The 24,895-nt window shown below is 43.8% G+C and carries 19 protein-coding genes; 14 read left to right on the forward strand and 5 right to left on the reverse strand.

Annotated features, from left to right (window positions below; all coding sequences use genetic code 11):
- Nucleotides 1-14: 14 nt before the first annotated feature.
- From ilvB to CIK89_RS00130, 4 genes are all read right to left on the reverse strand, one after another.
- Nucleotides 15-1,724 carry a biosynthetic-type acetolactate synthase large subunit gene (gene ilvB / locus CIK89_RS00115; protein WP_173824927.1) on the reverse strand — a complete coding sequence of 570 codons (1,710 nt, stop codon included), beginning with the start codon at nucleotides 1,722-1,724 and terminating at the stop codon, nucleotides 15-17.
- A 55-nt stretch (nucleotides 1,725-1,779) separates the two neighbouring features.
- Nucleotides 1,780-3,564, reverse strand: a complete 1,785-nt coding sequence (gene ilvD / locus CIK89_RS00120; RefSeq protein ID WP_094389406.1) for a dihydroxy-acid dehydratase — start codon at nucleotides 3,562-3,564, stop codon at nucleotides 1,780-1,782.
- A 314-nt stretch (nucleotides 3,565-3,878) separates the two neighbouring features.
- Nucleotides 3,879-6,398, reverse strand: a complete 2,520-nt coding sequence (locus CIK89_RS00125; protein ID WP_094389407.1) for a glycosyl hydrolase 115 family protein — start codon at nucleotides 6,396-6,398, stop codon at nucleotides 3,879-3,881.
- Nucleotides 6,399-6,839: 441 nt separating this feature from the next.
- The gene (locus CIK89_RS00130; protein WP_094389408.1) at nucleotides 6,840-7,988 is read right to left on the reverse strand and encodes an OmpA family protein; all 1,149 of its coding nucleotides are present in this window, start codon (nucleotides 7,986-7,988) and stop codon (nucleotides 6,840-6,842) included.
- 174 nt (nucleotides 7,989-8,162) lie between these two features.
- Here CIK89_RS00130 and cobU point away from each other — a divergent pair, with 174 nt between their 5' ends.
- From cobU to buk, 11 genes are all read left to right on the forward strand, one after another.
- Nucleotides 8,163-8,669, forward strand: coding sequence for a bifunctional adenosylcobinamide kinase/adenosylcobinamide-phosphate guanylyltransferase (gene cobU, locus CIK89_RS00135; protein ID WP_094389409.1), 507 nt, complete (start codon nucleotides 8,163-8,165; stop codon nucleotides 8,667-8,669).
- On the forward strand, nucleotides 8,666-9,715 hold the full coding sequence (cobT, locus tag CIK89_RS00140) for a nicotinate-nucleotide--dimethylbenzimidazole phosphoribosyltransferase (RefSeq protein WP_094389410.1): 1,050 nt from the start codon (nucleotides 8,666-8,668) through the stop codon (nucleotides 9,713-9,715). Before cobU ends, cobT begins: the two co-directional genes overlap by 4 nt.
- Nucleotides 9,716-9,736: 21 nt before the next feature.
- Nucleotides 9,737-10,597, forward strand: a complete 861-nt coding sequence (locus tag CIK89_RS00145; protein WP_094389411.1) for an adenosylcobinamide-GDP ribazoletransferase — start codon at nucleotides 9,737-9,739, stop codon at nucleotides 10,595-10,597.
- Between the two features lie 412 nt (nucleotides 10,598-11,009).
- Nucleotides 11,010-12,716 carry a glutamine--tRNA ligase/YqeY domain fusion protein gene (locus CIK89_RS00150; protein ID WP_094389412.1) on the forward strand — a complete coding sequence of 569 codons (1,707 nt, stop codon included), beginning with the start codon at nucleotides 11,010-11,012 and terminating at the stop codon, nucleotides 12,714-12,716.
- 17 nt (nucleotides 12,717-12,733) lie between these two features.
- Entirely contained in the window at nucleotides 12,734-14,167 is a 1,434-nt protein-coding gene (locus CIK89_RS00155) for a lipopolysaccharide assembly protein LapB (protein WP_094389413.1), read from the forward strand.
- Entirely contained in the window at nucleotides 14,164-14,793 is a 630-nt protein-coding gene (locus tag CIK89_RS00160; RefSeq protein ID WP_094389414.1) for a DedA family protein, read from the forward strand. The genes CIK89_RS00155 and CIK89_RS00160 overlap by 4 nt, the downstream gene beginning before the upstream one ends.
- Nucleotides 14,794-14,910: 117 nt before the next feature.
- Nucleotides 14,911-15,978, forward strand: a complete 1,068-nt coding sequence (locus CIK89_RS00165; RefSeq protein ID WP_094389415.1) for a mannose-1-phosphate guanylyltransferase — start codon at nucleotides 14,911-14,913, stop codon at nucleotides 15,976-15,978.
- An 84-nt stretch (nucleotides 15,979-16,062) separates the two neighbouring features.
- Entirely contained in the window at nucleotides 16,063-17,151 is a 1,089-nt protein-coding gene (gene gmd, locus CIK89_RS00170) for a GDP-mannose 4,6-dehydratase (protein WP_094389416.1), read from the forward strand.
- A 65-nt stretch (nucleotides 17,152-17,216) separates the two neighbouring features.
- Nucleotides 17,217-18,422, forward strand: coding sequence for a GDP-L-fucose synthase (locus CIK89_RS00175; RefSeq protein WP_173824930.1), 1,206 nt, complete (start codon nucleotides 17,217-17,219; stop codon nucleotides 18,420-18,422).
- 32 nt (nucleotides 18,423-18,454) lie between these two features.
- Nucleotides 18,455-19,294, forward strand: coding sequence for a phosphate acyltransferase (locus CIK89_RS00180; protein WP_094389417.1), 840 nt, complete (start codon nucleotides 18,455-18,457; stop codon nucleotides 19,292-19,294).
- A 109-nt stretch (nucleotides 19,295-19,403) separates the two neighbouring features.
- Nucleotides 19,404-20,471, forward strand: a complete 1,068-nt coding sequence (gene buk / locus CIK89_RS00185) for a butyrate kinase (protein ID WP_094389418.1) — start codon at nucleotides 19,404-19,406, stop codon at nucleotides 20,469-20,471.
- Nucleotides 20,472-20,561: 90 nt separating this feature from the next.
- Here buk and CIK89_RS00190 read toward each other — a convergent pair whose 3' ends face one another.
- Nucleotides 20,562-22,052, reverse strand: coding sequence for a xylulokinase (locus tag CIK89_RS00190; protein ID WP_094389419.1), 1,491 nt, complete (start codon nucleotides 22,050-22,052; stop codon nucleotides 20,562-20,564).
- Between the two features lie 238 nt (nucleotides 22,053-22,290).
- Here CIK89_RS00190 and CIK89_RS00195 point away from each other — a divergent pair, with 238 nt between their 5' ends.
- The 3 genes from CIK89_RS00195 to CIK89_RS00205 are packed head-to-tail and all read left to right on the forward strand — an operon-like array spanning nucleotide 22,291 to nucleotide 24,885.
- Nucleotides 22,291-22,659, forward strand: coding sequence for a response regulator transcription factor (locus CIK89_RS00195; protein WP_027449457.1), 369 nt, complete (start codon nucleotides 22,291-22,293; stop codon nucleotides 22,657-22,659).
- 23 nt (nucleotides 22,660-22,682) lie between these two features.
- Nucleotides 22,683-23,900: a sugar transferase gene (locus tag CIK89_RS00200; RefSeq protein WP_094389420.1), complete on the forward strand. Its 1,218-nt coding sequence runs from the start codon at nucleotides 22,683-22,685 to the stop codon at nucleotides 23,898-23,900.
- 22 nt (nucleotides 23,901-23,922) lie between these two features.
- Nucleotides 23,923-24,885, forward strand: a complete 963-nt coding sequence (locus CIK89_RS00205; RefSeq protein ID WP_094389421.1) for a TolC family protein — start codon at nucleotides 23,923-23,925, stop codon at nucleotides 24,883-24,885.
- The last annotated feature ends 10 nt before the right edge of the window (nucleotides 24,886-24,895 follow it).

Here is a 24,895-nt window from a genome sequence, read left to right on the forward strand (position 1 = left end):
CTTACTTGTTTTTATTAAACCTGAACGTCGAGCATCATATCATCGACACTAAGTCCCGGAGGTGTCATCGGTAACACATTATCATCTTCCAGAATAGCACATTCCAGAATATAAGGTCCGTCAGTTTCTGCCATTTTCTTTATAGCTTGTGCCAAACGCGCACGGTCTGTAACTGCCTCATAAGGGATGCCGTATCCTTGCGCGATGAGTTCGTAGCACGGATTCATCATTTTGGTAAACGATTGTCTTCTGTGCCAGAACATATCCTGCCACTGGCGTACATTTCCAAGATAATGATTATTCATGAGAATCATCTTTACTGGGGCTTGCTGTTCCATAATCGTACCCAATTCTTCTATGCACATTTGGAATCCTCCGTCACCCATAAAACAACAAACCATACGGCCAGGAGCTCCAAAAGTTGCTCCTATAGCGGCAGGCATTCCATACCCCATAGTTCCAAGTCCACCACTTGTACAGATACTTCTTTTGTGATGATATTTAAAATAGCGGGTTGCAAAGAGCTGGTTTTGACCCACATCGGTTACAAGGACAGCATCATCTGGAGTATTTTCTGCCACAGCATTCACGACTTCACCCATCAGAAGAGGGCCTTCTGTAGGATGTATGGCGGGTTCTATCACTCGCTTGCGTTCCTGCTCATGAAGTGGCAGGAAAGAATCGCGCCATTCTTTATGATTGGCATTATTAACAAGAGCCGTCAATGCCGGAAGAGATTCTTTGCAGTCGGCAATGATAGCCACATCAGCTTTCACATTCTTGTCAATTTCACTTTTGTCAATATCGAGGTGAATGATTTTTGCCTGTTTGACATATGTTTTTAGATTACCCGTTACACGGTCGCTGAATCGCATTCCGATGGCAATAAGAACATCACATTCCTGTTCTTTCAGATTGACAGCATAGTTTCCATGCATTCCCAACATACCAACATTAAGCGGATGATTGGAAGGCAAAGCACTAAGTCCAAGCATGGTACGTCCTGCAGGAATATCGGTTTTTTCCAAGAAATTCAGCAGTTCTTGCTGAGCATGTCCGAGTTCTACGCCTTGTCCAACCAAGGCAAGGGGACGTTTTGCTTCGTTAATCATACGAGCGGCTTCTGCCACCGCCTCTTTGTTGAGTTTAGGATAAGCCACATACGAGCGAACATAGTCAACTTTTTGAGGTACAAACTCGACGTCTTCCGTTTGTGCGTTTTTAGGAAAGTCGAGTACGACAGGTCCAGGTCTTCCGCTTCTTGCAATATAGAATGCGCGACTTACCGCCCATGCAATATCCTCCGCATGTCTGATTTGATAGCTCCATTTCGAGATGGGCTGAGCCAATCCCACAAGATCCACCTCTTGGAAGGCATCGGTTCCCAACGCTCCGATAGGAACCTGTCCGGCAATAACCACAATAGGAGTTGAGTCGAGCATAGCATCAGCCACACCAGTCAGCGTGTTTGTTGCACCTGGTCCACTTGTGACCAAGCATACTCCAACCTCTCCGCTAACCCTTGCATAGCCTTCTGCAGCATGCGCAGCTCCTTGTTCGTGTCTGACAAGAATATGATCAAAGGCTTTTTTTTCACCTCTTGTATAGTCGTAGAGTGCATCATAGACAGGCATGATAGAACCTCCAGGGTAACCAAAGATTGTTGTTACCCCTTCATTCTTTAATGCGAGCATCAACGCTTCACTTCCTTTTATTTTTTCCATACTATTCTCTATTTCTTTCATTTAATCATCGTCGCGGCTTCCTTTGCCGTTATTTTCAGTCGATTATTCTCACTCCACCTTTATCTGCCGATGAAACGCTCTGCGCATAGGCGCGAAGGGCTTTCGACACTTGTCTGTTTCTCTTCAACGGCTGTTGTGGTCTTGCAGCAAGCTCCTTTTCTGAAAGTTTCACGTTGATTCTGCGGTTTGGAATATCTATTTCTATGATGTCCCCATCCTTTATCTTTCCAATATTTCCACCTGCAGCGGCCTCAGGAGAAATGTGTCCGATGCTTAATCCTGACGTGCCTCCGCTGAATCGTCCGTCGGTAATAAGTGCACACTCTTTACCCATGTGCATGCTCTTAATGTATGATGTAGGATAGAGCATTTCCTGCATTCCAGGACCACCCTTCGGACCCTCGTGTGTGATGACTACACAATCACCTTTTTTGACTTTTCCTCCGAGAATTCCCTCGCAGGCATCATCCTGTGAGTCGAAGACCACAGCGGGACCTTCAAAATGCCAAAGAGCCTCATCGACACCTGCTGTTTTCACAACGCATCCATCCTGAGCTATATTTCCGAAGAGTACAGCCAATCCTCCATCTTTGGTATAGGCATGTTCAATATCACGTATGCATCCATTCTCACGATCAACATCGAGAGTCGGATATTGCTCGTTTTGAGAACCCATCTTTGTACTGAAACGTTGTCCCGGTGCTGAGAAATAGATTTCAGGTTGATTGGCAACATCATATTTCTTCATTGCTTCATCGAGTGTCATTCCATCCACACGCGCCGCTGTTCCGTCAATGAGTCCACCTTTATTGAGTTCGTTGAGTATTCCGAGGATTCCTCCTGCTCTATTACATTCCTGAACGCTATACTTTTGCGTATTTGGAGCAAGTTTACACAAGCAAGGAGTTTTGCGACTCAATGCATCAATATCCTTGATTGTAAAATCTGCGCCAGCCTCTTGTGCCACAGCCAACAGATGAAGTACTGTATTGGTAGATCCTCCCATAGCAATATCGAGTGTCATGGCATTGAGGAACGCTTTTCTGGTTGCGATATTTCTAGGCAGAACGCTCTCGTCTCCATCTTCGTAATAGGCCAAAGCATTCTTTACAATCTGTCTTGCTGCCTTTCTGAAGAGTTCTATGCGTCGTTCATGTGTAGCGAGGATTGTTCCATTTCCTGGCAATGAGAGTCCTATGGCTTCTGTCAGCGAGTTCATGGAATTTGCAGTAAACATTCCAGAGCAGCTACCGCATCCTGGACATGCACATTGTTCTATTTGCTGCAGTTCTTCATCGCTTATAGAATTATCAGCTCCTTTGATCATGGCAGTAATAAGGTCTGCATTTTCTCCTCTCCATTTTCCTGCTTCCATAGGGCCACCGGAACAGAATACTGTAGGGATATTGAGTCGCATGGAAGCCATGAGCATTCCTGGAGTCACTTTATCACAATTTGAGATGCAGATCATTGCATCTGCTTTATGTGCATTGACCATATACTCTACCGAGTCGGCAATAATATCTCTTGAGGGCAAAGAATAGAGCATACCGTCATGTCCCATTGCAATTCCGTCATCAATAGCAATTGTATTGAATTCGGCAGCATAGCATCCCATTTTCTCTATTTCTTCCCTTACGATTTGTCCTATTTCGTGCAGATGCGTATGTCCGGGTACAAACTGGGTGAACGAATTGACAACGGCAATGATCGGTTTTCCAAATTGCTCATGTTTCATTCCTGTAGCCACCCAAAGAGCTCTGGCTCCAGCCATTCTTCTTCCTTCTGTGCATACTGCACTGCGTAATTGGTGTTTCATATCTATTTAGTTTGTTTGTTTATTCCTTTTTATGTGGATTTTCTCCACCATCTCACCATATTGAGTTGCAAAGTTACACTTTTTCCGCCTAATCACCAACGAAACATTAGAGGTTTTTCGGTTTTTGCTTATAAATTGAAAGTTTCATGGTGAATTACAGAAAAAAGCGAGCCGTAGTTTCCATCGGCTCGCTTTCGTTTCCTTAACAATCTCTTTACCTTTGATTCGTACCTATGTATGTTTTCTGAGTGCAAAGATACATTTAATCTCTGTATGATTGATGCACTTTTTTGACATAATTTCATAGAACCGTTTTATTTTTGACTTGCATCAATTTTGCATGTACTTTCATTCATGAAGAGGTACGACGGTTTGTATCCTCCTGCGTCAACGACGATTTTTTCGAAGACGATGGCAGGATCGTTAGGTTTGATTGTCAGGGTATGGAATTCGCCTTCTACTACTGGGAGTGTAACAATACTTTCCACTACTCTTCTTGCCACGGTTGGGTAATAGATGGAATAGATATTTTCCTTTTTCTCATTGAGATTGTGGTTGAAGTTGACTGTTTGAACCTCTCCTTGATCGAGTTGCACACTATAAGTAAGTCCGCCTTTGTTAAGATAGTCGAGGGTGGATTTCACTACGATGTGTATTTTGAGTGGACTCTTCACTCCGTTTGGCATACGGAATCGATAGGTCAGGCTTGCCCCTTCCACACCTTTGGTATAAGGCATTAGGGTAACTCCGCTTCTTGTGCGTCCCATGTCTGGTATGATAGTCCATTTTGCTTCTGATGCATCAGATGCAGCATAGTAGTGTTCTGCTTCCATGGCTACCACTCCATTTGCCTCTGTAAACACATATCCTCCGTTTGTAGGATTTTCAATGCGTTTCACTTCTGGCATCCTGTCTGCCGGGAAGTCATCGTTCCATGAAGTGTAACCGATATGTTTCTGAATCATCATTCCATTCCATTTTCCACCTGCCATTTTGAGGTTATAATCAGCACAAAGTGTAGAATCGCGCTTAAACGCCTGTTCTACGCGATCTGCCCAAAGATTACAATCAGGATTTCCCTCTTTGAAGAGTTTACGGTTCATGGCTTGCGCATAATACATTTGATGGATATTACCCATGGCTTGTATCGGGAAGAGTATGATTTGCTGATAAGCATCGCGCTGGTTCTCGTCGAGTGTGAGATACTGTCTGAGCGCATCGCGCTCAAGAGTTGCGTATTCATCGACCACTTGTTTCCATTCACCTGTATTTATATTATAGGTGTTCGCATCCATCATTTCTGCCGTGCATCGTCCGTTGAGTTTGCAGACGATATTGAGCAGACGGGCTGCTTCGTCTGCCTGTTTTGCTCCAAACTGTTGAAGACAGAACTGGCGGGCATGCTCTGTGATATTGTTGACATCGTATTTTCCTGGATTCCAAGCCATATCCATAAACATAGAGATGGGAAATTCCATTGGCTTAAGGTCGCCAACATTGAGAATCCACATCGCCTGTATTCCGTTTTCGTAGGCTAAAGTGAGTTGCTCCCACATATTCTGCATAGGAGTGACGTTGAGCCATTTAGAATTTCTCGGTGCTCCCACATAATCCACGTGGTAATAGAGTCCCCATCCTCCTTTATGCTTGCGTTCTTGTGCATTCGGTACTCTACGCACATTTCCCCAGTTATCGTCACAAAGGAGAAGAATAACGTCTTCAGGAACTTTCATTCCTTTATCATAATAGTCGAGCACCTCTTTATAGAGCGCCCAGACTTGGGGCGTTTCACTTGCTTTCTTTCCTGTTACGTCTGCAATAATCTTTCGCTGGTCTGCAATAATCTGCTGCATGAGTCGCGTATCGGCTTCGTCGCTCATGGCTTCGTCGCCATCGCCTCTCATTCCTATGGTTACGAGCTGCTCGGTTCCTTTCATGCGCTCGATGCCTTCACGGAAGAACTGCTGCAACTTTGTTTTATTGGTATTATAGTTCCATGGTCCCCACTCTGCTCTTTTACGTGCATATTCCTGATGGTTTCTTGCCATTGGTTCATGATGTGAGGTACTCATGACAATACCCATATCGTTGGCCGTTTTCTCGTTGGCAGGATCGTCTGCATAGAACGACCACATCCACATGGCAGGCCACATCATGTTTCCTTTCAGTCGGAGCACAAGTTCAAAGACGCGCTCATAGAAATGGTGGTCTGCATAATTAGTACCAAATGTATTTTTAATCCATGTAGAAAGACACGGTGCTTCATCGTTGAGGAAGATTCCTCGGTAAGCAACAGCCGGTTCTCCGTCAGTATATATTCCTTGGTTGACATAAATCTCTTCATGTCTTTCAGTAGGCACGTCAGCCCAATAGTACCATGGCGACACACCCATCTGTGCAGAAAGTTCATAGATTCCATAGACAGTACCTCTTCTGTCGCTTCCTGCAATAATGAGTTGTTTTCCTACGGTTGTGATGATAAACTTCTCGCGTTTTCCTTTAAGTTGTGTTGCATCGATAAGTTTTTTCTTTGCGAGTTGGTCAATAAATTTAGAGTGCCCTATAGTTCCCACTATAATCTTTGCATCAGCCTGATGTTGAAGCACGGCATCTTGTCCTGTTACTCGCCCGAAGTCTGCTGCCAAAGCATGTACGGCAATATCAACGGCTTTAAAATCTGCTTCATCCGTTGTGATGGTTACTTGCTTTTGTGGGTTAAGGAGCAGGTCTCCTTGATTGAAATTCACAAATCGCTCTGCAGCCTTTATGGTTTGCATTCCAAAGAGGGCAACAAAAGCCAATAATGTTGTTTTGATGATTTGAATAGTTGTCATAAGTGTATATTGTTTTTAAGTTCGGATGCAAAGTTACACATTATTTCTCAAAAATGATAACGTTGTCCGTCATTTTAAACAAACAAAGTTTTGCATGCGAGATTTCAGTCGTTTTTTTAATGAGGCCTTCACTATATTCTCATTCGGGATGCATTCGGGATGCATTCGGGATTGACCCATTCATAGAAAGGCATAATATTCCTAAAAACCGAGTCATAAGTAAGTCCTAAGTAAATCCCAAGTAAGTCCCATCAGATTTGGGACAATAATAGGAGATAGTTGGGAAGAAGAAAGGACGTTCTAGGGTAATACTTTAGGCATTTCACTATTCAGAAAGCGACAGAAGTACAGATGTCTCAAAGTTATAATCAAAAAAATCCGTCTTGCAGAAAATACTCCACAAGACGGACTGTTTATTTGTCGCTAAATGCTGAGTTCTTATTACTTAGTAGTATCGAAGAACATAGCTACGCGGTTGAAGTCAACCTCCTCTGAGAGTTTGTCGGTTGCACCGAGACCCTCAGTAGTGATGCGGCTGGCCGCAATCTTGTAACGCTTAACAAGAGCGTTCTTCACAGCGTTAGCACGTGCGATAGAAATCTTCTCGTTGATTTCTGCACTTCCTTCTGGTGAAGCGTAGCCACGAACGATAATCTTAGAATTCTTGTGATTACGCATGTACTTAGCAACCATTTCGATGCTTGCATACTGAGCTGCGTCGATGGTGCTCTTGCCCTGACCGAAGATGACGATTGGCTGGAGCTGAGTATTGTTTTCCTTAACGACTTTCACCTCAGGCTGCTTGCTCTTTTCAGCAGCGAGCTGAGCCTGAAGGTCAGCGATGGTACGGCCATCAGCAGCAATTTTGTTGTCCTTGTTAGCATTTTCAGCACGGAGCTCGTTAATCTTGGCATTCAGGCCATCGATTTCGGCCTGGTCACGGAGCTGTGCGATTTTGAAATTGTGAGTACCATTGGTGTTACCGAACTTATAGTTCAAACCAACGTTAACTCCGAAGGCTGCTTTACCGAAGTTGTACTTGATGTCCTGACCATCTGCATTGAGACCATACACGAGGTTTGGTTCAATATAGAGCTGCCAAGCCTTGTTTGCGCCAAGGTTGAAAGCGAAATCAAGACCAATCTTAGATGTCAGTACATCGTTGTCCTGACCTTCACGCTCGTTAGAAGTACCGAAAGCGTGACCCCAACCGAGTCCATAAACACCGATTACCTCAAAGTTGCGAGGCTCGCCTTTGTATCCGCCAAACCAATTGCTGAAGTTTGTAGTACCGAGTACTGAAGTGTTGAGCGCACGAACCAATGTACTGTAGCTACCGAATCCACGTGTACGGGCATAAGCGTCGCTTTCAACAGCGAGACCGAATACTGGAGTAAACCAGCGGCCTACACGAATTCCGGCAGAAGGGTTAATGTTGTTGAATACTGAAACACCTGTGGCCTTTGCACTCGCACCAGCCTTGATGCCTACATACCAGTTGTCCTGAGTCTCACTTTCCTCTACAGTCTGAGCAGAGATTGCCTGTGCAGAAAAAGCTGCTACGGCAAGCATTAAAAATACTTTTTTCATCGTTTTTAATGATTATATAATATGTTGTAACGTTTAATTACTTAAGTTTCGAGCTGCAAAGTAACAAAAAAAAAAAATAACTACCAAACATTTCCTAAGAAAACTCTACGAATAGACAAATTTTTCCATCGAAAAGAACAATTTATTGAAGAATTTATTTTAATTTTGCATTTTATGAGCAGAATAATCCTTATCACCGGAGGCCAACGGTCTGGAAAAAGTGAAAAAGCAGAGCAATTGGCGTTAACACTCAGCAAAAACCCTGTTTATCTGGCCACAGCCCATATTTGGGACGATGAGTTTCGCGAGCGTGTACGTCGCCATCAGGAGCGTCGTGGACCACAATGGACTAATATAGAAGAGGAACGCGCACTGAGTCGTCACGATTTTTCAGGACGTGTGGTTTTGGTGGACTGCCTGACGCTTTGGGCCACTAATTTCTTCTGCGAAGCAGAGGAGGTTGACGTAGTGCTCGACAAACTGAAACAGGAATTTGACCGCTTGGTGAGTCAAAATGCCACATTCATTATCGTAACCAACGAAATTGGATCGGGTGGAGTGAGTGCCAATGCCGTGCAACGCAGATTTACAGATCTACTGGGATGGTTCAACCAATATGTGGCTTCAAAGGCCGACGAGGTAATTCTGATGGTTAGTGGAATTTCAGTAAAAATCAAATGACAACATTTAATATTTATCCTCTCGACGATTCACTTCGTCCTACCATTCAGTCGAAAATCGACAATCTCAACAAACCCAAAGGCTCATTGGGCCGCTTGGAAGAACTCGCATTACAGATATGCTTGATAGAACAGACACTATCGCCCACCCTGCATCATCCCAGTCACTTGCTATTTGGTGCAGACCATGGTATTGAGCGCGAAAGAGTAAGCGTCTCGCCACGCGAAGTGACTTGGCAACAGATGATAAACTTCACACGGGGCGGAGGCGGAGTCAATATGTTCTGCCGACAATACGGTTTCGACTTGAAGATTATCGACGTCGGAGTGGATTACGACCTTTCATCTATAGAAGGTATCATTCCACGCAAAATCGCTTGGGGCACTAACAATTTCTTGCATGAAGCGGCCATGAGTCAGGAAGAAATGGAACAAGCACTCGGCATAGGCCGCGACATGGTGGATTGCTGTCAGAAAGAAGGTTGCCAGGTGATTTCTATAGGAGAAATGGGCATCGCCAACACATCGCCAAGCAGCATATGGATGAGCCTGTTTGCCCATCTGCCACTCAACACCTGCATCGGAGCTGGCGCAGGACTCAATACAGCGGGCATCAATCATAAATACGAGGTACTGAACGAGGCAGTAAACAGATTCAAAGCCAATGGAGGTCAGGAAGAGGATGCATGGGAGGTAATACGTTATTTCGGCGGATTCGAAATGGTGGCAGCCATTGGAGCCATGTTGCGTGCGGCAGAATTACACCTTATTATATTAATAGACGGATTCATCATGTCTGCATGTGCCTTGGCCGCAAGTAAACTCTACCCACAAGCCAAACAATACATGGTATTTGCCCATTGTGGTGACGAAAGCGGCCACAAACTTCTGCTTGACAGTATGGGAGTGCAGCCACTATTGAATCTTGGTCTGAGACTGGGAGAAGGCACAGGAGCACTTTGCTCCTTTGGCATTTTGGAGAGTAGCGTACGGATGATGCAGGAGATGAATAATTTCGATAATGCACACATCACCAAATATTTCTAACCATCGAAAAAAACAACAATCATGAGACTTCGCATAGACCAAACAAAATGGTGGGAGACTCCTATGGCAGCACTCATCTTCTTCACCCGGCTGCCTTTCTGGCGACTGTGTTCACCCTCCAAAGCATGTTATCAGCACGTTGTGGAATACTGGCCTTTGGCCGGATGGCTCACAGGCGGAATCATGGCTCTAACATTCTATATAACAAGCGCATGGTTCCCCTTGCCCGTAGCGGTATTATTAGCCATCATCGCACGAATCCTCACCACAGGGGCGCTCCACGAAGATGGTCTTGCAGACTTTCTTGACGGTTTCGGAGGTGGTTACAACCGTGAACGCATCCTTTCCATCATGAAAGACTCACATATAGGCACATACGGAGTTTTGGGACTGATTCTTTATTTTGCACTACTCGCCACTACACTTCTCGCCATCGGAGATCATGAAATAACCACCCTCACGCCTTCCTTCGCTTTGGATAATGCCGATTCCGCTTCAACACTTCTTCTTGCTTCGACAATTCTTGCAGCCGACCCATTTTGTAAGATGGTAAGCGGTCAACTCATCATGTTTCTACCCTATGCCCGTAAAGAGGAAGAGGCTAAATCTAAAACCGTTTATGTAAAATACGGACTCCAGGCTGGTCTCCGACTGGCTCTCACCGGACTAATGCCCTTAGTAGGTTGGGGCTGGATGATGAACCAATGGTTTGCCGTTCCATTTTCATCGATAGAAGTGCTGGTTGCCGTTCCGTGTATTGTATTCTATCTGCTCTATCTGCTGATGAACCGCAAATTGCAGGGATATACGGGCGATTGCTGCGGAGCCACATTCCTTTTAACAGAACTCTCGTTTTACCTCGCTTTCGCAGCCACATTATAATGGCCCAACATCTCGGAATAGAAAAAAAAATATTCAAATGACCCTGTATTAACAATATACTCACCCACATAACGTCATCTTGCCAATACAAAAAAAAAAGCGATGTCCCAACTTCACAGCAGAGACATCACGAAACAGGTATTAGTCCTTTTAAGGTAAAAAGATTGTATTCAGGATAACGTCTGCAAAGGTACTTCTTTTTTTTAACTAACACAAATATTTTTATATGATATATAACATGTTTTCGACCTAATTCCACATTTTTTACCGCTTTTCTTGAGATTTTAGAGATTTCTATTGTATCTTTGCAAACGAAGGGCAAACTATAGCCGTCAAGCTAACAAACATCACTATATCACACATGTAGCATAGACTGCTCCAACAAAAAGAAAACAAAAACGTATCACATAATATGACTGAAGAGAAAACAACAACAGAGAACGAAGAGAAAAAAAGCATTAGCTTCGTTGAACAGATTGTAGAAAACGACCTCGCAGAGGGCAAAAATGGCAAACGCATACAGACACGATTCCCACCGGAACCTAACGGATACATACACATCGGACACGCCAAGGCCATCTGCATGGACTTCGGAGTAGCAGAAAAATACAACGGAATTTGCAACCTCCGATTCGATGACACCAACCCCACTAAAGAAAACACAGAGTATGTCGAAAACATCATGAACGACATCAAGTGGCTCGGATTTAACTGGGGAAATGTGTATTATGCATCCGACTACTTCGATAAACTGTGGGAATTCGCCATTTGGCTCATAGAAAAAGGAATGGCATACGTGGACGAACAGACATCTGAACAAATTGCAGAACAGAAAGGAACGCCCACACAGCCTGGACAGCCAAGTCCGTTCCGCGACAGACCCATTGAGGAGAACCTCAAGCTCTTCAAACAAATGAATACGCCGGAAGCCGTAGAGGGTTCTATGGTGCTCAGAGCCAAACTCGACATGGCAAGCCCAAACATGCACTTCCGCGACCCCATCATCTACAGAATCATTCAGATTCCTCACCACAGAACAGGAAGAAAATGGCATGCATACCCCATGTACGACTTCGCACACGGACAGAGCGACTATTTTGAAGGGGTTACACACTCCATCTGTACCCTCGAATTCGTGCCTCACCGCCCACTCTACGACAAATTCGTGGACTTCCTGCAAGAAAAAGAAGGGCAGACAGAATACCGCCCAAGACAGATTGAGTTCAACAGACTCAACCTCACTTATACCGTCATGTCAAAACGCAAACTTAAAGCACTCGTTGACGAAAACCTCGTCAGCGGATGGAATGATCCACGAATGCCAACCGTTTGCGGAATGAGAAGAAGAGGATACTCTGCACAAAGTATCAGAAACTTCATCAACTCCATCGGATACACTAAGTTTGACGCACTCAACGACTACGCTCTCCTTGAAGCAGCTGTACGTGAAGACCTTAACAAAAAAGCATGCAGAGTGTCTGCCGTGCTCAACCCTGTAAAGCTTATCATCACCAACTATCCTGAAGGACAGACAGAAGAACTCACAGCGATCAACAACCCAGAAAACGAGGCAGACGGGACACACAACATCACCTTCAGCCGCGAACTTTGGATTGAGCGCGAAGACTTCATGGAAGATGCACCCAAGAAATTCTTCCGTATGACACCAGGAAAAGAGGTGAGACTCAAAAACGCATACATCATCGCCTGCACAGGATGCAAGAAAAACGAAGCAGGAGAGATTGAAGAAATCTATGCAGAGTACGATCCAGAAAGCAAGAGCGGAATGGCGGGAGCAGACAGAAAAGTCAAAGGTACACTCCATTGGGTAAGTGCCGGCCACTGCATCAAAGCAGAAGTAAGACTATACGACAGACTGTTCTCCGTAGAAAACCCTGGTGCTGATGAACGCGACTTCCGCGAACTTCTCAACCCAGAATCTCTCACCGTGCTCAACAACTGTTATGTAGAGAAATTCCTTGAAGAGAAACAACCTGGAGACTTCCTGCAGTTCCAACGTATCGGCTATTTCACACCAGATGAAGATTCTAAACCCGGACACCTTGTCTTCAACCGTACAGTAGGATTAAAAGACAACTGGGCAAAGAAAAACAAATAAGAAACAAGGCAATTTAAATGCTATTGACTGACGACAAATTCTTCAACGACCCAGAGTTCAGAGAAATGCTCAAAGCATACGAAGAGGCAGCATCCAAAGGGATGCCGCCCTTCTTTGATGCAGACGACCTCATAGACATTGCAGACTACTATCGGTTGACAGACCAAATGGACAAAGCCATGGAAGTGGCACAAAACGCTATAGACCTCTTCCCAAACGCCACCCTGCCCAATGTCTTCATGGCAAGAAATGCACTCCAGAACGACAACCTCAAAGAGGCAGAATACTACGTCAGTATGATTGAAGCCGAAGACGATCCCGACTATATCTACATCAAAGCCGAACTACTCATTTACCAATACAAGCTAGAAGAGGCAGAAAAGCTCCTTGAAGCAAAATTCCACGAACTCACCAATGATGACAACGGATGGTTCATCAAAGACGTAGCAAACCTCTATCTCGACTATGGAGAATACGAAAGAGGATATACATGGATGATGAGATATTGTGACGTCAAGGACGACGACTATAAAGAACTATTGGGAAGAGCACTCTACGGTACATGGAAACTCGAAGAATGTGAAAGCATATTCACAGAACTTGCCGACAAATATCCTTTCGACAAGAAATACTGGAAAGTACTGGCTGAAGCACAACTCTCACAAAACAAATTCGATGAAGCCATCAATAGCAGCGAATATGCAATTGCCATTGACCCTGACGATCCCGTTCCACATGGCATCAAGGCATCTGCATTAATGGGAAAAGGCAACTGGGAAGAGGCTGTAAAATTCTTCAAGACCGCCCTCAGTCATGCACAATATGATTGTAGCGGATATATTCAACTTGCCACCTGCCTCATCAACACCAATGAGTTTAAGGAAGCATTGGACTGGTTGGAAAAAGCACTCAAGGAAAGCGGGAATGCCAGAGAATACGCAGGAGCTATCTATCATCAAATGGCACTCTGCCAAGGTGCACTTGGGAATAACGAAGAGGCAAAAAAACTTTTGGATAAAGCAGAAGAAAAAGGAGAAAACAAAACAGACCTCTACGTGGCTCGGGCACATATCCTACAAACTGAGAGACAGTACGAAGCAGCTGATAGATATTTCAATAAAGCTCTCGAACTGTCAACAGACCAGATGCATACACTCATAAGAATTGCCATCTCCCTAACAGACTGTCAAAGATATAAAGAGTGTCTCCAACTACTCAAAGAGAAATTGCCAGTCATCGATGAAAATTGCACAGAAGGACTTTCACTTCTCGCACTATGCTCACTCAGACTTAACCAAGCTGAAGACTTTCTCTATTATCTCCGTCTGGCAGCAGAACGAAATCCCATCGAACTGCGCATGATACTCGGGGCATACTTTCCCGAGAATATGGCCACGAAGGACTATTACGATTTCGCATATAAACAGATTCATAAAAGCAAACAACAGTGAACTTTATTACATCACTCCTTGCCAACCTCAACTATGGCACCATATTCTTCCTCATGCTACTCGAAAGCACGGTCGTACCCGTACCATCAGAATTCGTAGTTACACCAGCAGCCTACCATGCTGCAGGAGGAAATCTTGATGTTTTCCTTGTCATACTATTCGCTACAATCGGAGCTGACTTCGGAGCATCCATCAACTATCTTGTGGCTTACTACGTAGGAAGACCGGTAATCTATCGTTTCGCCAACAGCAAATGGGGAAAACTATGCCTACTCAATCAAGAGAAAGTAGAGAAAAGCGAACGCTACTTCGACGACCACGGCGTAGTAGCAACTCTCACAGGAAGACTCATACCTGGCATCAGACACCTTATTTCCATCCCAGCAGGACTCGCCAAGATGAACTACTGGAAATTCTTGCTCTATACTACAGTAGGAGCAGCAGCATGGCATTCTATCCTCGCACTCCTGGGATGGTACCTCCACAGCGTTGTACCTGAAGAGCAACTAAACGATAAAATCACAGAATATGCCGAATACATAAAAATTGGCATACTTGCCATCATGATACTTGCCATTGGCTATTTCATCGTGCGTTCGTTGCTAAAAAAATCAAGAAAAAAGTAAAAAAACAAAGATTCTTGTAAAAAGGCAGATAAAATAGACGTAAATATTTCTTAATACCGAATATTTTCCGTATATTTGCCACGTTTTCTTAAACTTTCAACAACGTATAAATTGCTTATGTCAAGAAACAACAACCATCTCGTTATCATGGCAGGAGGAGTAGGTAGCAGATTCTGGCCTATGAGTACCGAAGAAACCCCAAAACAGTTCATCGATGTATTGGGAGTCGGACGCTCATTGCTCCAACTCACAAGAGACCGCTTCGAAAGTGTAGTCCCCCATGACAATATATGGGTGGTCACAAATCGAAAATATGTTCATATGGTGCAGCAACAACTGCCAGACATGCCAACAAACCATATACTTTGCGAACCATGTCGGCGCAATACCGCACCATGTATTGCATACGTCAGTTGGCGAATTAAAGCTCAAGACCCCAAAGCTAATATTGTAGTCACACCAAGTGACCATATCGTAACTGACCCTGTAGAATTCAGACGTGTAGTAAGCGAGTGTCTGGATTTTACGGCTGATAGCGATGCCATCGTTACACTGGGCATGAAAACCTCAAGACCAGAAACAGGATACGGATACATACAGGCAGACCTGTCAAGCAGTTCTTTACGAAACAAAGAAATTTTCCGAGTGGATTCCTTCAAGGAAAAGCCAGACCTTGAGACTGCCAAACAATATATCAAGAAGAACTACTACTTCTGGAACGCAGGTATATTCATTTGGAATGTATCAACCATCGTCAATGCATTCCGCGTATATCAACCCGTCATGTCCAAACTCTTCGAGTCACTACTCCCGATATACGGAACAGAAAAAGAACAGGAGGAAATAGACCGCACATTCCCAGAATGTGACAACATATCCGTCGATTATGCCATCATGGAGAAGGCAGAAGAGATTTTCGTATGTCCTGCAGACTTCGGATGGAGCGACCTCGGCACATGGGGTTCGCTGCAAATGCAGACCAGAAAAGACATCTATGGTAATGCATGCATCGGAAATAATATCACTCTCGTAGAGTCACACAACTGTATGATCCATACCACACAAGAGAAAAAAGTGGTAGTACAGGGACTCGACGGTTATATCGTAGCAGAAAACAACGACACCCTGCTCATCTGCAAACTCTCAGAAGAACAACGCATCAAGCAGTTCTCTGAAATGGATTAACCGAGTCTAAAAATCTAGCGATTTTATTTCGCACGAAAGAAAAATAATCCTTAAACCAAACAAGACTAACACAATAACATAGATATGGAAGACAAGAAAGTAGCCCTCATCACAGGAATTACCGGACAAGACGGTTCGTACCTCGCAGAATTTCTCATCGAGAAAGGTTACGAAGTACATGGACTCCTAAGACGTTCATCATCATTCAATACAGGAAGAATTGAACATCTCTATCTCGATGAATGGGTACGCGATATGAAGAAAAAACGACTCGTCAACCTCCATTGGGCGGACATGACAGACTCTTCGTCGCTCATCAGAATCATTGGTGAAACAAAACCTACGGAAATATACAACCTTGCAGCACAAAGCCATGTAAAGGTGTCATTTGACGTGCCAGAATATACGGCAGACGTTGATGCAACAGGAGTACTCAGACTTCTCGAAGCAGTAAGAATTTGCGGACTGGAAAAAAGCTGTCGCATCTACCAAGCCTCAACATCAGAACTATTTGGAAAAGTACAAGAAGTTCCGCAAAGCGAAACAACTCCATTCTATCCCCGTTCACCCTATTCTGTAGCCAAACTCTATGGCTATTGGATCATGAAAAACTATCGGGAGTCCTACGGCATGTATTGCTGTAACGGTATTCTCTTCAATCATGAAAGTGAACGAAGAGGTGAAACATTCGTCACAAGAAAAATAACACTTGCTGCCGCACGCATTGCACAAGGCTATCAAGACAAGCTCTATCTCGGAAACCTCAACTCACTCCGTGACTGGGGATACGCAAAAGACTACATCGAATGCATGTGGCTTATACTACAACAGCCCCAACCCGATGATTTTGTCATTGCAACAGGCGAATACCATACTGTACGTGAGTTTGCGACACTCGCATTCAAGGAGGCTGGTATTGAATTGGAATGGCGTGGCGATGGTATAGACGAAAAAGGAATAGACAAGAAAACAGGAAAAATTCTTGTAGAAGTAGATCCTAAATACTTCCGCCCTGCAGAAGTTGACCAACTACTCGGAAATCCAGCAAAAGCCAAAAACACACTGGGATGGAACCCACAGAAGACATCCTTTGAAGAACTCGTCAGAATCATGGTTCGACATGACATGACCTTCGTCAAAAAACTCTTCCTTAAAGCACAGCTCCCAGAATAATTATAAACAAGGCGCCCCACAACGGGGTAAAAATAAACAAGATAAAAGTCAAAACAAAGACAACAATGTTGGACAAGAACAGCAAAATATATGTAGCTGGACACCACGGGCTCGTAGGCTCAGCTATTTGGAATAATCTCAAGCAACGGGGTTATACAAATCTCGTTGGGCGAAGCCATAAAGAACTTGATCTGACTGACCAAATAGCAGTCAAACAGTTCTTCGATCAAGAACAACCTGATGCTGTTGTCCTTGCAGCAGCCTTCGTAGGTGGCATCATGGCCAATTCCCTCTACCGTGCAGACTTCATCATGCAGAACATGAAAATGCAATGCAACGTTATCAGCGAAGCCTATGCACACCAAGTCAAGAAACTGCTGTTCCTTGGCTCAACATGCATCTATCCTAAAAACGCGCCACAGCCCATGAAGGAAGATGTCTTGCTTACCTCGCCACTCGAATACACCAACGAGGAATATGCTATTGCCAAAATAGCAGGTCTTAAGATGTGTGAGAGCTATAATCTACAGTACGGCACGAATTATATCGCCGTGATGCCAACCAACCTCTACGGACCAAACGACAACTTCCATCTTGAAAACAGTCACGTCATGCCTGCTATGATGCGAAAAATCTATCTGGCAAAACTCATCCACGAACAAGACTGGAAGAGTATCGAGACAGATATGAATAAACGACCCATCAACCCCACGGACAAATTACGAGCCCTCATCGGAGAAGGTAATGTCGATGGAAATAATAGCCACGAACGTATTCTAAAAGCATTAGAATTCTACGGCATATACGACAACAAGGTTGTTTTATGGGGAACGGGCACTCCACTACGCGAATTTCTATGGAGTGAAGACATGGCAGACGCAAGTGTTTACATTCTCTTAAACGTAGATTTCAAAGACATCATTGGAATAGAAAAATATTCATCTGTTTTCTACGGTGGAAAGACTAATGGTCTCGTAGATCGAAACAATTCTGAAGGACGTGGTGGTGCAATTCCTGCCCTTGGAGAAATCCGCAACTGTCACATCAACGTAGGAACAGGAAAAGAACTCACCATCAGAGAACTCTCAGAATTGGTAAGGGAAACCATAGGATTCAATGGTGAGATCGTTTTCGACACCTCAAAACCTGACGGAACCATGCGCAAGCTCATCGATGTTTCCAAACTACACTCACTGGGATGGACGCATCACGTAGAGATTGAAAATGGAGTAAGAAAACTCTTTGAATGGTATCGGCAAAGTCTGATATAGAAATCCTAACAATAAAAAAATAACTAAAGCCTATGATTCAATCCTTTGAAGAACTCCGTAACAAACTGCAGCAGAATGGAAAATGCCGTAAAATTGCTGCCGTATGCGTCTATGACGAAGCCACCAAGTCTGCGCTCAACCAATGTGAACAACTTGGATTGGCAGAAATTATCTATGTAAATAATGACATACCAGAAGAAGCAGCCAACAAGGCCGTGGCCATGGTAAGAAACGGAGAAGCCGATGTCCTTATGAAAGGACTCATTGGAACCGACCAGCTCCTACGTGCAGTACTTAACAAGGAACATGGACTGCTTCCAGAAGGACGTATCCTAACCCACCTCACATTGGCAGAGATACCCACCTACCACAAAATGCTCTTCTTTAGCGATGCTGCGGTAATTCCATATCCCACTCACGAGCAACGCATCGAACAGGTAAGATACGCTTCAGAAGTATGTCATGCCATGGGCATCCGTCAACCACGTATTGCCCTTATTCATTGTTCTGAGAAACCAAGTAAGCGTTTCCCGTTCGTTGACGGCTATAAAGACATTTGTCAGATGGCGAAAGATGGCATCTATGGTGATTGCATCGTAGATGGTCCTCTAGACATCAAAACAGCATGTTCTTTAAAAGCCTTACAGGCTAAAGGTCTGCAATCACCATTGATGGGCGAAACCGATGTGCTCATCATGCCAGATATAGAGGCAGGTAACGTTTTCTACAAATCCATGACACTATTTGCAGGAGCGAAAACAGCAGGAATGCTTTGTGGAGCTTCCCATCCAGTCGTGGTACCTTCACGTGGCGACTGTGCCGAAGCAAAATTCAACAGCATACTCTTCGCCCTATCAAGCCTACCGGATTAACTCAAAACAAGTCCTTTCCACAAAAACGGCACTCTAAAAGAAAGGCCAAAAAGAAAACAACAAGGGAATGAGATAAGTACAGAAAGTCATTAACTAATTATCAAAAACTATGCGAATTCTCGTCATCAACCCAGGTTCAACATCGACAAAGATAGCTGTCTATGAAGACGAAAAGCCAATACTCCTTCATAGCATCACCCACTCTGCCGATGAATTGGCTGTCTATGATGCTATTACCGAACAACAGGATTTCCGACGCAATCTTGTCATCAAAGAACTGCACCGCGCCAATATTCCTGTAAAATTCGATGCTGTCATTGGACGTGGAGGCTTGGTTAAGCCTATTGCAGGTGGAGTTTATGAAATCAACGAGCAGATGCTCAACGACACACTACACGGATGCGTCATGCACAATCACGCGTGCAATCTTGGTTGTCTGATAGCCCATGAAATTGCCATCACAATTCCAAACTGTCGCGCATTTATTGCTGACCCAGGAGTTGTCGATGAACTCTCTCCATTAGCACGTATCAGCGGTAGTCCGCTCATGCCTCGCATCTGTATATGGCATGCTCTTAATCAACGAGCCATTGCAAGACGATACGCAAGAGAAATCGGTAAAAGATACGAAGACCTCAATCTCATCATCTGCCACTTAGGAGGAGGCATATCCGTAGCAGCACATGAACACGGAAAAGCCATCGACACCAACAATGCTCTCGACGGTGAAGGTCCGTTCTCGCCAGAGCGTGCAGGTTCCTTGCCGGCAGCAGACCTCATTCGCCTCTGTTTCAGTGGAAAATATACAGAAAAACAATTACTGAAGCGAATAGCAGGAAAAGCAGGACTTACCGCACATCTTGGCACCAACGACATGAAAGAGATACAAGAACGCATCAAGAATGGAGACAAACAAGCACAACTCATTACAGATGCCATGATTTACCACACAGCAAAACAAATAGCAGCAGAAGGTGCAGTACTTTGCGGTAACGTTGACGCTATTCTATTGACAGGGGGCATGGCACATAGTGATTACATTACTAACGAGCTTCGTCGCAGAATCGGCTACCTCGCACCTGTTTATTGTTTTCCTGGAGAAAACGAAATGGAAGCATTAGCTCTCAATGCGTTATCTGTATTAAAAGGAACTAGCAAGGCACAAATTTACCAATAGCCCCAACACAGTAGTTAGATTCTGAGAAAAAGAAAACTCCTCTCTTGTTATTGACAAGAGAGGAGAAACTATATGAAGCAATGTCTATAATCAAATATTGTTTTTCAGAATATCCTTCCAACGGGCGTAAGCAGCAAGATACTCTGCGCGGTGTGCCTCATCCGGTTCAATCACCTGAAGTTTATCCAAAGAAGCAAAAGCCTCATTATTGTCTTTATAGATACCGGCACCGATACCAGCACCCTTGGCAGCGCCTACCGATCCATCTGTATCATATAATTCAATAGTTGCCCCACTAACACCTGCGAGGGTATCACGGAACAATGGACTCAAGAACATGTTAGCCTTACCAGCATGTATCTTGTGGATATCCATACCCATCTGTTGCATGATTTCCATACCATAGCAGAACGAGAACACAATACCTTCCTGTGCAGCACGTACAAGATGTGCACGATTGTGCTTATTAAAATTAACACCATTGAACGAACAGCCAATTTCCTTGTTTTCCAATACGCGTTCTGCACCGTTTCCAAAAGGAATAACAGTAACTCCTTCACTTCCGATAGGAACAGTAGCAGCGAGATCATTCATCTCTGCATAACCAACCTCAGGAGTTATATTACGATGAACCCATGCATTTAGGATACCTGTACCATTGATGCACAGCAGTACGCCCAAACGGGTTTGTTCTGCAGTATGATTGACGTGTGCAAATGTATTCACACGACTTTTCTTGTCGTAGTTAACATTTCCAAGCACACCATAAACCACACCTGATGTTCCGGCTGTAGATGCAATTTCTCCAGGATTAAACACATTAAGCGACAATGCATTGTTGGGTTGATCACCTGCACGGTAGGTTATCGGGGTTCCTGCCTCCAAACCTGTCTCTGCAGCAGCTTCTGCCGAAACTTCACTCTGAATGCTGAAAGTCGGAACGATATCGCTGATTATCGACTCATCAAAGCCATAATATTTGGTCAAGAAATCAGCAACTCTGTTATTTTTGAAATCCCAAAGCATTCCTTCGCTCAATCCACTTACTGTAGTATTGGCAACACCTGAGAGACGCATGGCAATATAATCACCCGGCAACATCACCTTATAAATTTTCTCATAAATGTCGGGCTCGTTCTCTTTCACCCATGCCAATTTAGCCGCAGTAAAGTTACCTGGTGAATTCAACAAGTGACCAAGACATTGTTCTGCGCCCAAATCACGGAATGCTTTCTCGCCATAAGGTACTGCACGTGAATCACACCAAATAATAGAAGGACGCAGCGCCTGCAGATTCTTATCTACACATACCAAGCCGTGCATCTGATAGGAAATACCAATAGCCTTGATATCTTCACCCTTAACCTGGGCATCAGCCATAATTTTCTTCAAACTCAATTTGGCATTATCCCACCACATCTGAGGTTCCTGTTCTGCCCATCCTGCTTTTACAGCCATAATAGGAGCTTCTTTTTCAGGATAAAAAGCAGTAGCAACACACTTGCCTGTGTCGGCATTTACCAACGACGCTTTGACAGAAGAACTGCCCACGTCAAAACCTAATAGGTATCTATTTGACATAATACAATAGTTAATAATTTATTTATAATTCGTTTCTGCCTACAAAGTTCTTCATTTTTTTTTAGAAAATCGTCTTTTTTCATCTTTTTTTCTCATTTTTTTGCTCAATATACCGCTACTTTTAATTTTTTTTCCTACCTTTGCGCATAAAAGAAGCCTAATAAACAGAATGAAGTCAACTTCTATCCTGCCATGGCCAAACAAAAATCACGACCAAAACATAAAGTTCAGTTCATAAATGAAAAAGAAAATATTAATCCTTGATGACAAAGAGACCATCGCAAAGGTGCTCTCAATCTACTTGATGAGTGACTATGATGTTCAGTGGCTCCCCGACGGGCTACAGGGCGTAAAATGGCTTCAGGCCGGTAACACTCCCGACTTGATTATCTCCGACATCCGTATGCCAGGAATGCGAGGAGACGATTTTTTGGAGTGGATTAAGCAGAACGAGTTGTTCCGTCACATCCCAGTAATCATGTTATCAAGTGAAGATTCCACAAGTGAGCGAATTCGCCTATTGGAGATTGGTGCAGAAGACTATATTGTTAAGCCTTTCAATCCCATGGAGCTTAAAATTCGTGTGAAGAAGATTTTACCAAACTAATTTTGAGAAATCACATATAATATATGATAGGTGTTGTTTACTTAGGAAACAATCCAAAAACACAGGAAAAACTAAAATACATCCCAGGGCAGATGGTTCGTATAACCAATGCTTATAAGGATACTGCTCAATTGTGTACGCCTCACGTACGCAATGAGCATTTTATTGTGTTTTACGAACGTAGTGTCCGCAACGAAGACATCACCGCCATCACCTACCTTCGCAAGAAGTGCCACAATGTATATATCATTCTCCTTACCAATGCTATGACACCAAAGGAGCGTGATATTTATATGAAATGCGGTATCAATGATACCATAGAATGTGATGCGTCTGTTACGGCATTGAACAAGAAAATTCAGTTCATATCCGATCGTGAGAACATACTTTTCGATGACGAAAGCTCCAAACACAAAATTTTAAAATTCAAAATTCCACTTTGGAAACGTCTTTTCGATATTATATTCTCTAGCATTGCTATCATCCTGCTTTCACCTGTATTCATCCTTACTGCCATTGCCATTCGTTTGGAAAGCAAAGGACCGATTCTATTCAAATCGAAACGAGTAGGTACCAATTACACAGTATTCAACTTCCTTAAATTCCGTAGCATGTATGCAGATGCAGAGCGTCGATTAAAGGAATTAAGCAAAGATCATAACCAGTATGCAGAAAAGGATACTGATCAAAAAGAAGAGGCCGATAAGCAGAAGAATATTACAGCACCTTTGGGTGACGAGGCTGAGCAAGAAATGCTCACCATGGGTATGGAATCCGGCATGATGATTGGCGATGAAGAAGTGATGCTCATTGGAGACAACTACGTTGTAGCAGAAAGCGAATTCAACAAGAAGCGTGAAGAAGAGAATAATAACGCATTTGTTAAGATAGAAAATGACCCACGCATCACTAAGGTAGGTCGTTTCATCCGCAAATACAGCATTGACGAACTTCCACAGTTGTTTAACATCCTTCGAGGTGATATGTCTATTGTTGGCAATCGTCCGCTTCCTCTATATGAGGCAGAAAAGCTAACCGTTGACACCAGCATTGACCGTTTCATGGCCCCCGCGGGCCTTACCGGCCTTTGGCAAGTAGAAGAGCGCGGCAAAGGCGGCAATATGTCTGCCGAAGAGCGCAAACAACTTGACATCACGTATGGACAGACCTATAACTTCATGCTCGACATGAAGATTATATTCCGTACACTCTTTGCATTTATCCAAAAAGAAAACGTTTAAAAATTAGATTAACTAAATTGAGATGAAAAAAATCAAGAGACTACTATTGCTCTTAGTTCTAACTGGTGCAGGTACTGCCGCCCATGCTCAGTTGGACGAAAGTGGCATTAGCGCTGGATTCTTCGATTCCAGCGAAAACAACACGCTCAACTTTTCCACCTTCCATTTACCACCATTATCCGTGTTGTATGAAAACGCCAAACAGAATCCTCAGATTCTGTCGTTGGCAAAAGCGCAGGAGCTGGCACAGGCAGAAGTTGCCAAACAGAAGCGCCATATCTTTTCATACGTCACAGGTCATGCCAGCTATAGTTATGGTAAGGCCGATATGTGGGGAAACAGTTCGTCTGCTTATAGCCCTACACTTTACCAATTCCAGGGAACCGAGCAGAGTTATTGGAATGTTGGTGTCAATGTTGCCGTTCCATTGGAAGACATCCTTGACCTCAGCGCATCTGTTAAACGCAAGCGCATTGAGGCTGAACAGGCAAAATTAAAAAAAGACATTGAATTTGAAGATTTAAAAAAGGAAATTGGTATTCTTTATGTGACCATTACCAACAATTTGATTACTCTAAAGACCGCCAGTGAAAGTGCTGCAGCATACCAAGGTGCCGGCTCTTTGAATCAGGAAGATTTCCATCAGGGCAACATGACTATGGAAAACTATGCCTACACCAAGATGCATGAGCTCAGCGTAGTTCAGCAATACCAAACGCTTCAAACCAAACTGATGACAGACATCATCACTTTGGAAATTCTCTCTCGCACACCAATCATAACCAATGCTACAACAGACGTAACACTTGATGATACCATCCAGAAATCTGACAAGCAGATTGCTAAGGAGAACAAAGCTGTTGACAAGCGTATTGCAGAAGAAGTAAAAAATGAAGAGAAACGCTATCGCCAGTTAGAGAAAGCTGAACGCGAAGCACAGAAAAAAGCAGAACGCGAAGCTGCCAAAAACAACAAAAAGAAATAACATAACGCCT

Origin of the sequence: Prevotella sp. P4-119 (assembly GCF_002251345.1) — a bacterium.
Lineage (GTDB): Bacteria > Bacteroidota > Bacteroidia > Bacteroidales > Bacteroidaceae > Prevotella.

Bases quoted from the DNA above. Each gene is read 5' to 3' on its own strand.
- ilvB (WP_173824927.1), bottom strand. From the start codon at position 1,724: ATGGAAAAAATAAAAGGAAGTGAAGCGTTGATGCTCGCATTAAAGAAT.
- ilvD (WP_094389406.1), bottom strand. From the start codon at position 3,564: ATGAAACACCAATTACGCAGTGCAGTATGCACAGAAGGAAGAAGAATG.
- CIK89_RS00125 (WP_094389407.1), bottom strand. From the start codon at position 6,398: ATGACAACTATTCAAATCATCAAAACAACATTATTGGCTTTTGTTGCC.
- CIK89_RS00130 (WP_094389408.1), bottom strand. From the start codon at position 7,988: ATGAAAAAAGTATTTTTAATGCTTGCCGTAGCAGCTTTTTCTGCACAG.
- cobU (WP_094389409.1), top strand. From the start codon at position 8,163: ATGAGCAGAATAATCCTTATCACCGGAGGCCAACGGTCTGGAAAAAGT.
- cobT (WP_094389410.1), top strand. From the start codon at position 8,666: ATGACAACATTTAATATTTATCCTCTCGACGATTCACTTCGTCCTACC.
- CIK89_RS00145 (WP_094389411.1), top strand. From the start codon at position 9,737: ATGAGACTTCGCATAGACCAAACAAAATGGTGGGAGACTCCTATGGCA.
- CIK89_RS00150 (WP_094389412.1), top strand. From the start codon at position 11,010: ATGACTGAAGAGAAAACAACAACAGAGAACGAAGAGAAAAAAAGCATT.
- CIK89_RS00155 (WP_094389413.1), top strand. From the start codon at position 12,734: ATGCTATTGACTGACGACAAATTCTTCAACGACCCAGAGTTCAGAGAA.
- CIK89_RS00165 (WP_094389415.1), top strand. From the start codon at position 14,911: ATGTCAAGAAACAACAACCATCTCGTTATCATGGCAGGAGGAGTAGGT.
- gmd (WP_094389416.1), top strand. From the start codon at position 16,063: ATGGAAGACAAGAAAGTAGCCCTCATCACAGGAATTACCGGACAAGAC.
- CIK89_RS00175 (WP_173824930.1), top strand. From the start codon at position 17,217: ATGTTGGACAAGAACAGCAAAATATATGTAGCTGGACACCACGGGCTC.
- CIK89_RS00180 (WP_094389417.1), top strand. From the start codon at position 18,455: ATGATTCAATCCTTTGAAGAACTCCGTAACAAACTGCAGCAGAATGGA.
- buk (WP_094389418.1), top strand. From the start codon at position 19,404: ATGCGAATTCTCGTCATCAACCCAGGTTCAACATCGACAAAGATAGCT.
- CIK89_RS00190 (WP_094389419.1), bottom strand. From the start codon at position 22,052: ATGTCAAATAGATACCTATTAGGTTTTGACGTGGGCAGTTCTTCTGTC.
- CIK89_RS00195 (WP_027449457.1), top strand. From the start codon at position 22,291: ATGAAAAAGAAAATATTAATCCTTGATGACAAAGAGACCATCGCAAAG.
- CIK89_RS00200 (WP_094389420.1), top strand. From the start codon at position 22,683: ATGATAGGTGTTGTTTACTTAGGAAACAATCCAAAAACACAGGAAAAA.
- CIK89_RS00205 (WP_094389421.1), top strand. From the start codon at position 23,923: ATGAAAAAAATCAAGAGACTACTATTGCTCTTAGTTCTAACTGGTGCA.